Annotated in this window: 5 protein-coding genes; all 5 read right to left on the minus strand. The window is 72.8% G+C overall.

The window, feature by feature from the left end:
- Positions 1-252 precede the first annotated feature (252 nt).
- Positions 253-1,935 (minus strand): cytochrome c oxidase subunit I, encoded by a 1,683-nt coding sequence (ctaD, locus tag AB0O00_RS27665; RefSeq protein ID WP_363656241.1) that lies wholly within the window; start codon positions 1,933-1,935, stop codon positions 253-255.
- A 246-nt stretch (positions 1,936-2,181) separates the two neighbouring features.
- The gene (locus tag AB0O00_RS27670; protein ID WP_363656233.1) at positions 2,182-2,448 is read right to left on the minus strand and encodes a hypothetical protein; all 267 of its coding nucleotides are present in this window, start codon (positions 2,446-2,448) and stop codon (positions 2,182-2,184) included.
- A gap of 5 nt (positions 2,449-2,453) precedes the next feature.
- The gene (locus tag AB0O00_RS27675) at positions 2,454-3,341 is read right to left on the minus strand and encodes a virginiamycin B lyase (RefSeq protein ID WP_363656235.1); all 888 of its coding nucleotides are present in this window, start codon (positions 3,339-3,341) and stop codon (positions 2,454-2,456) included.
- Between the two features lie 120 nt (positions 3,342-3,461).
- On the minus strand, positions 3,462-4,568 hold the full coding sequence (locus tag AB0O00_RS27680) for an AI-2E family transporter (protein WP_363656237.1): 1,107 nt from the start codon (positions 4,566-4,568) through the stop codon (positions 3,462-3,464).
- A 101-nt stretch (positions 4,569-4,669) separates the two neighbouring features.
- A partial coding sequence (locus tag AB0O00_RS27685; RefSeq protein ID WP_363656239.1) for a winged helix DNA-binding domain-containing protein occupies positions 4,670-5,712 on the minus strand: 1,043 nt, incomplete at its 5' end.

Here is a 5,712-nt window from a genome sequence, read left to right on the forward strand (position 1 = left end):
CAGCACCCCGCCGGCGAGGGCGAGTCCGGCCCACCACACCACGCAGGCCGCGGCGGCGGTGCGCGCCGAGCGGGGGCGGTCGGGGCCGGCCTGGAGGTCGGCGATGGCGGGCAGGTACCAGACGCAGCCGGACGCGGTGAGGGCGGCCGTGCCGAGCGCGAGGACGGTGTGGGACATGCCGGACCTTCCTTGGTGCTTCAGCCGGGGGCGAGTTGGGTGCGGGCGGGGACGGCGGTCAGGGGTGCACGCGGTTCAGCGCCGCGGCGCGTCGTACTTCGCCGGGGTCACGCCGGCCAGGTGCCTGGCCGGTTCACCGGTGTTCTCCAGGACGTCCAGCGCCGCGATGTCCGGGTGGTGGAGGTCGAAGGCCGGCGATTCGGAGCGGATCCGGGGCAGGGAGAGGAAGTTGTGCCGCGGCGGCGGGCACGGGGTGGCCCACTCCAGCGAGCGCCCGTAGCCCCACGGGTCGTCCTCGGTGACGCGTTCGCCGTACTTGGCGGTCCGCCACACGTTGTAGAGGAACGGCAGGATGGAGAGCCCGAGCAGGAACGAGCCGATCGTCGACACGGTGTTGAGCGTGGTGAAGCCGTCCGAGGCGAGGTAGTCGGCGTAGCGGCGGGGCATGCCCTCGGCGCCGAGCCAGTGCTGGACGAGGAACGTCGCGTGGAAGCCGACGGTCAGGGTCCAGAAGCAGATCCGCCCGAGCCGTTCGTCGAGCTTCTTGCCGGTCATCTTGGGCCACCAGAAGTGGAAGCCCGCCATCATCGCGTACACGACGGTCCCGAACAGCGTGTAGTGGAAGTGCGCGACGACGAAGTACGAGTCGGAGACGTGGAAGTCGATCGGCGGGGCCGCGAGGAGGACGCCCGTCAGTCCGCCGAAGAGGAAGGTCACGAGGAAGCCGACCGTCCAGAGCATCGGCGTCTCGAAGCTCAGCGACCCTTTCCACATCGTGCCGACCCAGTTGAAGAACTTCACCCCGGTCGGCACGGCGATGAGGAAGGTCATGAACGAGAAGAACGGCAGCAGCACCTGCCCGGTGACGTACATGTGGTGCGCCCAGACCGTCACCGAGAGCCCGGCGATGGCGACGGTGGCCGCGATCAGGCCCGCGTAGCCGAACATCGGCTTGCGGCTGAACACCGGGATGATCTCGGAGATGATCCCGAAGAACGGCAGCGCCAGGATGTACACCTCGGGGTGGCCGAAGAACCAGAAGAGGTGCTGCCAGAGCATCGCCCCGCCGTTGGTCGGGTCGAAGACGTGCGAGCCGAACTTGCGGTCGCATTCGAGCGCGAGCAGCGCGGCGGCGAGGACGGGGAAGACTAGCAGGACCAGGACGGAGGTGAGCAGCACGTTCCAGCAGAAGATCGACATCCGGAACATGGTCAGGCCGGGCGCGCGCATGCAGATGATCGTGGTGATGAAGTTGACCGCGCCGAGGATGCTGCCGAAGCCGGAGAGCGTCACGCCCATGATCCACATGTCGGCGCCGACGCCCGGGGAGTGGACGGCGTCGGACAGCGGCGCGTAGAGGAACCAGCCGAAGGAGGCGGCGCCCTGCGGGGTCGCGAAGCCGGCCGCGGCGATCAGCGAGCCGAACATGAACAGCCAGTAGGCGAGCATGTTCAGGCGTGGGAAGGCGACGTCCGGGGCGCCGATCTGCAGCGGCATGATCCAGTTGGCGAAGCCGGTGAACAGCGGCATCGCGAAGAGCAGCAGCATCACCGAACCGTGCATGGTGAACGCCTGGTTGAACTGCTCGTTGGAGAGGATCTGCGTGCCGGGCCGGGCGAGTTCGGCGCGCATGACCAGCGCGAGGACGCCACCGATCAGGAAGAACGAGAACGCCGACACCAGATACATGGTGCCGATCGTCTTGTGGTCGGTGGTGGTCAGCAGCCGGACCACGGCCGAGCCGGGCCTCCTTGCCACAACCGCCGTGGCCGGTGCGGCAGTTGGCGGCGGCTGCGGCGGCGTGGTGTCGCCCTGTGCCTCGATGGCGCTCAAGGGACGCGCTCCTTCGGAACGTCGTGCGAATGGGATGGCGATCCATGATCGGAACACACCACCCGCGCCCCCTAGGGCCGTTGGGCCCGGCCGCCCGGGGCCCCTGGGCCCGCATTCCCGGCCCCCTGCCGGGACCCCTGGCCGAACCCCGCCGCTTGCCCTGCCGCACCGTCAGCCCCGGACGTTCAGCCGCCGCATCCGCAGCCGGTAGACGGTGGGGTGAACGAGCCGCCCGCACAGCATGTCCGAGACGACCTCGGTGTCCGGCGGGAGTCCGTCCCGGTACAGGCGCTGCACGAACGCCTTGAGCTCCCGGTGGTCCTCGGTGCTGAACAGCACCTCCCACGGCCCGGCGGTGGCCTCGACCGCCGCCCGCGCCTCGCCCTGGCGGCGCAGCTCGTCCTCCTGCTTGCGCCGCCGGTTCCGTTGCCCAGGCATCCGAATCAGCCCGCCAGCCGGACGAGTTCGCCGCGCTCCAGCGCTGCGTACACGGTGCCGTCCGGCCCGACCGCGATCCCGTGCGGCTCGGGGGCCGATCCGGGCAGCGGGTACGCGTCGTAGCTGCCGTCCGGGTCGAGCACGCCGATCCGCCCGGCGGCCCACTCGGTGAACCAGAGCCGGCCGGCGGCGTCGGCGGCGATCGCGTGCGGCCGGGCCGTCCGGTCGGGCAGCGGGAACTCCGTCACGCGACCGTCCACCGCAATCCGTCCGACCAGCCCGCCGCCGATGCCGACGTACCAGAGGGCGCCGTCCGCGCCCGCCGTGATCCCGACCGGCGCGGTGCCCCCGCTCGGCAGCCGGTGCAGGGCGACCTCGCCGTCGACGCCGACGCGGGCGACGGCGTCCGCCTGGTTGAGCGTGCACCAGAGCGCCCCGTCCGGGCCCGCCGTGATCATCGACGGGAAGGCGCCCGCGAGCGGCAGCGGAAACTCCGTCACGTCGCCGTCCACGGTGATCCGCCCGATCCGGCCGGCGTTCATCTCGGTGAACCAGAGCGCGCCGTCGGGCCCGGCGGCGATCCCGTACGGCCCGGCCTCCGCTGTCGGCACGGCGTACGAGGAGACGCGCCCGTCGGTCCCGATCCGCCCGATCCGGTGATCGCGCATCCGGGTGAACCACAGCGCCCCGTCCGGCCCCGGCGTGATCACCGCAGGCCCACACCCGCTCGCCCCGAGCCCGTACCGCCCGAGCGTCCCGTCCGGCGCCAGCCGTCCGATCTCCCCCGCGTGCACGAGCGTGAACCACACGCCCCCGTCCGGCCCCGTCGCGACGCCGTACGGCCCGTCCTCCGGACCCGCGACCTCGAACCGTTCCACCACGCGCTGCGGCATCCGCACCCCCCGAATCTCTATTGCGACTTCCGTCGCATTAGCATCCTCGCACCTCCCGACCGCCCCCGGCAACCGGGTTTCGGCGGTACCCCCTTTCGTGAAGACCGGGCAGCCCGTCGCCTACTGCTGAGTCACCGTGCGCCGCGCCTCGCGGGGGCCGGGCACGCCGCGCAGGACGGAGACGATGCCCGCGCCCGCCGCGCACAGCGGCACCGCGAGCAGCGCGCCGAGGATCCCGGCGACCCCGGAGCCGGCCACCACCGCGACCATGATCGTGGCCGGGTGCAGCTCCACCGTCCGGCTCTGGATGACGGGCTGGAGGATGTTGCCCTCGATCATCTGCACCGTCAGCACCACCCCCAGCGCCCACAGCGCCGTCCCGAGCCCGCCGTCCGCGAGCGCGACCAGCACCGCCACCGTCCCGGACAGGAACGCCCCGACGAACGGGATGTAGGCGCCCATGAACACCAGCGCGCCCAGCCCCGGCGCGCCCGGCACCCCGAGGGCCACCAGGCCGATCGTGATGAAGCCCGCGTCGATCAGCGCGATCAGCGTCGTCCCGCGCATGAAGCCCGCCATCGCGTCGAAGGCCCGCTCCGCGCAGGCGACGACGGTCTCGCCGCCGCGCCCCGGCAGGTAGGAGCGGATCGCGTCGCCGGTGCGGTGGCCGTCGCGCAGGAAGAAGAACACCAGGGCCAGCGCCAGCACCCCGCCGGTGAGCAGCTGGGTGAGCAGCCCGAGCCCGGAGAGCACCCCGTTGGTGAGCGCGGAGACGAGTGAATTCGTCTCGCCCTTTGCGTTGTTGAGCGCGTGCTGGATCTTCTCGCCGAACGGCCCGAGCCAGTCCGCGAGCCGCTGCCCGGCGTGCTGGAGCGAGGTGGCGATCTGCGGGGCGCTGTGCACCAGCGAGTTGACCAGCAGCGCGATCACCCCGCCGACGGCCGCGACCAGCACGACGCAGGTCAGCGCCGCCGCCAGGCTGCGCCCGACGCCCCGCCGGACCAGCCAGGGCACCACCGGGTGGAGCAGCGAGGCCCCGAGCAGCGCCAGCACGAACGGCACGGTCGCCGCGCGCAGCTCGACCAGCGCGAAGACCACCAGCGAGGCGACGGCGATCAGCAGGATGACCGCCGCCGACCACGCCGCCGCCCGCCGCATCGCGGGCGGCAGCATCAGGTACGGTCTGCGGTGGTCCGGCGCACCGCCGGACGGGGGCTCCACGGACACGGGACCTCCGGGTCGTCACATCAGTGCGAACCGACCCATCCCATCAGAGGATCAGCCGAATTGCCCGTTGTGCACCCTTTCAACCCGTTTCACGCACCCCGCTACCCGGCGTCCTCGAAGCGGACGGACCCGCTGCCGCCCCCGAAAGCCGCCACCCGCTCGGCTTCGGCCTCCGCCGCCCGCCGGTCGGCCCGGCGCAGCGGCGCGAACGGGCGGACGACGACGTCCTGCGCGCCCGTCAGCTGCCACGTCCCGGCGACGACGCCGTCCACGAGGAGGGTGGGGTGCACGAGCCCGTTCTGCGTCATGACCCGGCCCTTGTGCTCGTCGGCCAGCACTCGGGTGCGGTCGGCGTGGGAGAGCAGCAGGTTGTCGAAGGGTGCGAGCAGCCGGACGGGCGCCGGGGTGGCCGGGTCCGGCCGGGGCGCGTCCGGGAGGTCGTAGAGGACGCGGCCCTGTTCGTCGCGGTCGGTGTACAGCTGTGGGGCGAGCCGTTTGAGCACCGGCCCGAGCCGGCTGAGCCCGCACCACTTCTGGAGGTCGGCGGCGGTGGCGGGGCCGAAGGCGGCGAGGTAGCGCAGGGCGAGGTCGTCGAGCGAGGGCGCGGGGTCGAGCGGGCGGCCGAGCCAGGCCTCGGCGGTGGTGTGGGCGGCGGCGCCGCCGCGGCCCCAGATCCCCCGCGGCGGCACCTGGACGAGCGGCAGGAGGCAGCGCGCGGCCTGGGCGAGGTCGTTCGGGTCGTGGTCCGGGCGGGAGGCGGCGAGCAGCGGGCCGAGCTCCTGGAAGGTGCGCGGCCGTTCCTCGACCAGCTCCCTGGCCTCGACGCCGAGCGCGACGAGGTCGACCCCGGCGAGCCGCTTGCCGTGGTTGGTGCGGAAGGCCTGGTCCAGCATCGGCTGGAGGAGCGGGCGCAGCGTCAGGCAGTCCTCGGCGGTGACGAGGTGGATGGTGCCGCGCTGGAGCGCGATCCGGACGACGGCGCGCTCCTCGATCAGCGTGGTGAGCTGCTCGGGCGTGAAGCCGTCGATCCGGGAGAGCAGGCCGAGGTAGGGCGGCTGCGGCGCGGCCTGGGCCTGGAGCCCGACCAGGTGGCGGACCACCTCGGCGGCGTCGGCGCCGCGGGCGAGCGCGGACTCGACGGAGG

This window comes from Kitasatospora sp. NPDC093558, from assembly GCF_040683475.1.
In the GTDB taxonomy this organism is placed as follows: Bacteria; Actinomycetota; Actinomycetes; order Streptomycetales; family Streptomycetaceae; genus Kitasatospora.

Coding starts and splice junctions, on each gene's coding strand:
- AB0O00_RS27670 (WP_363656233.1), bottom strand. CDS start 2,448: ATGCCTGGGCAACGGAACCGGCGGCGCAAGCAGGAGGACGAGCTGCGC.
- AB0O00_RS27675 (WP_363656235.1), bottom strand. CDS start 3,341: ATGCCGCAGCGCGTGGTGGAACGGTTCGAGGTCGCGGGTCCGGAGGAC.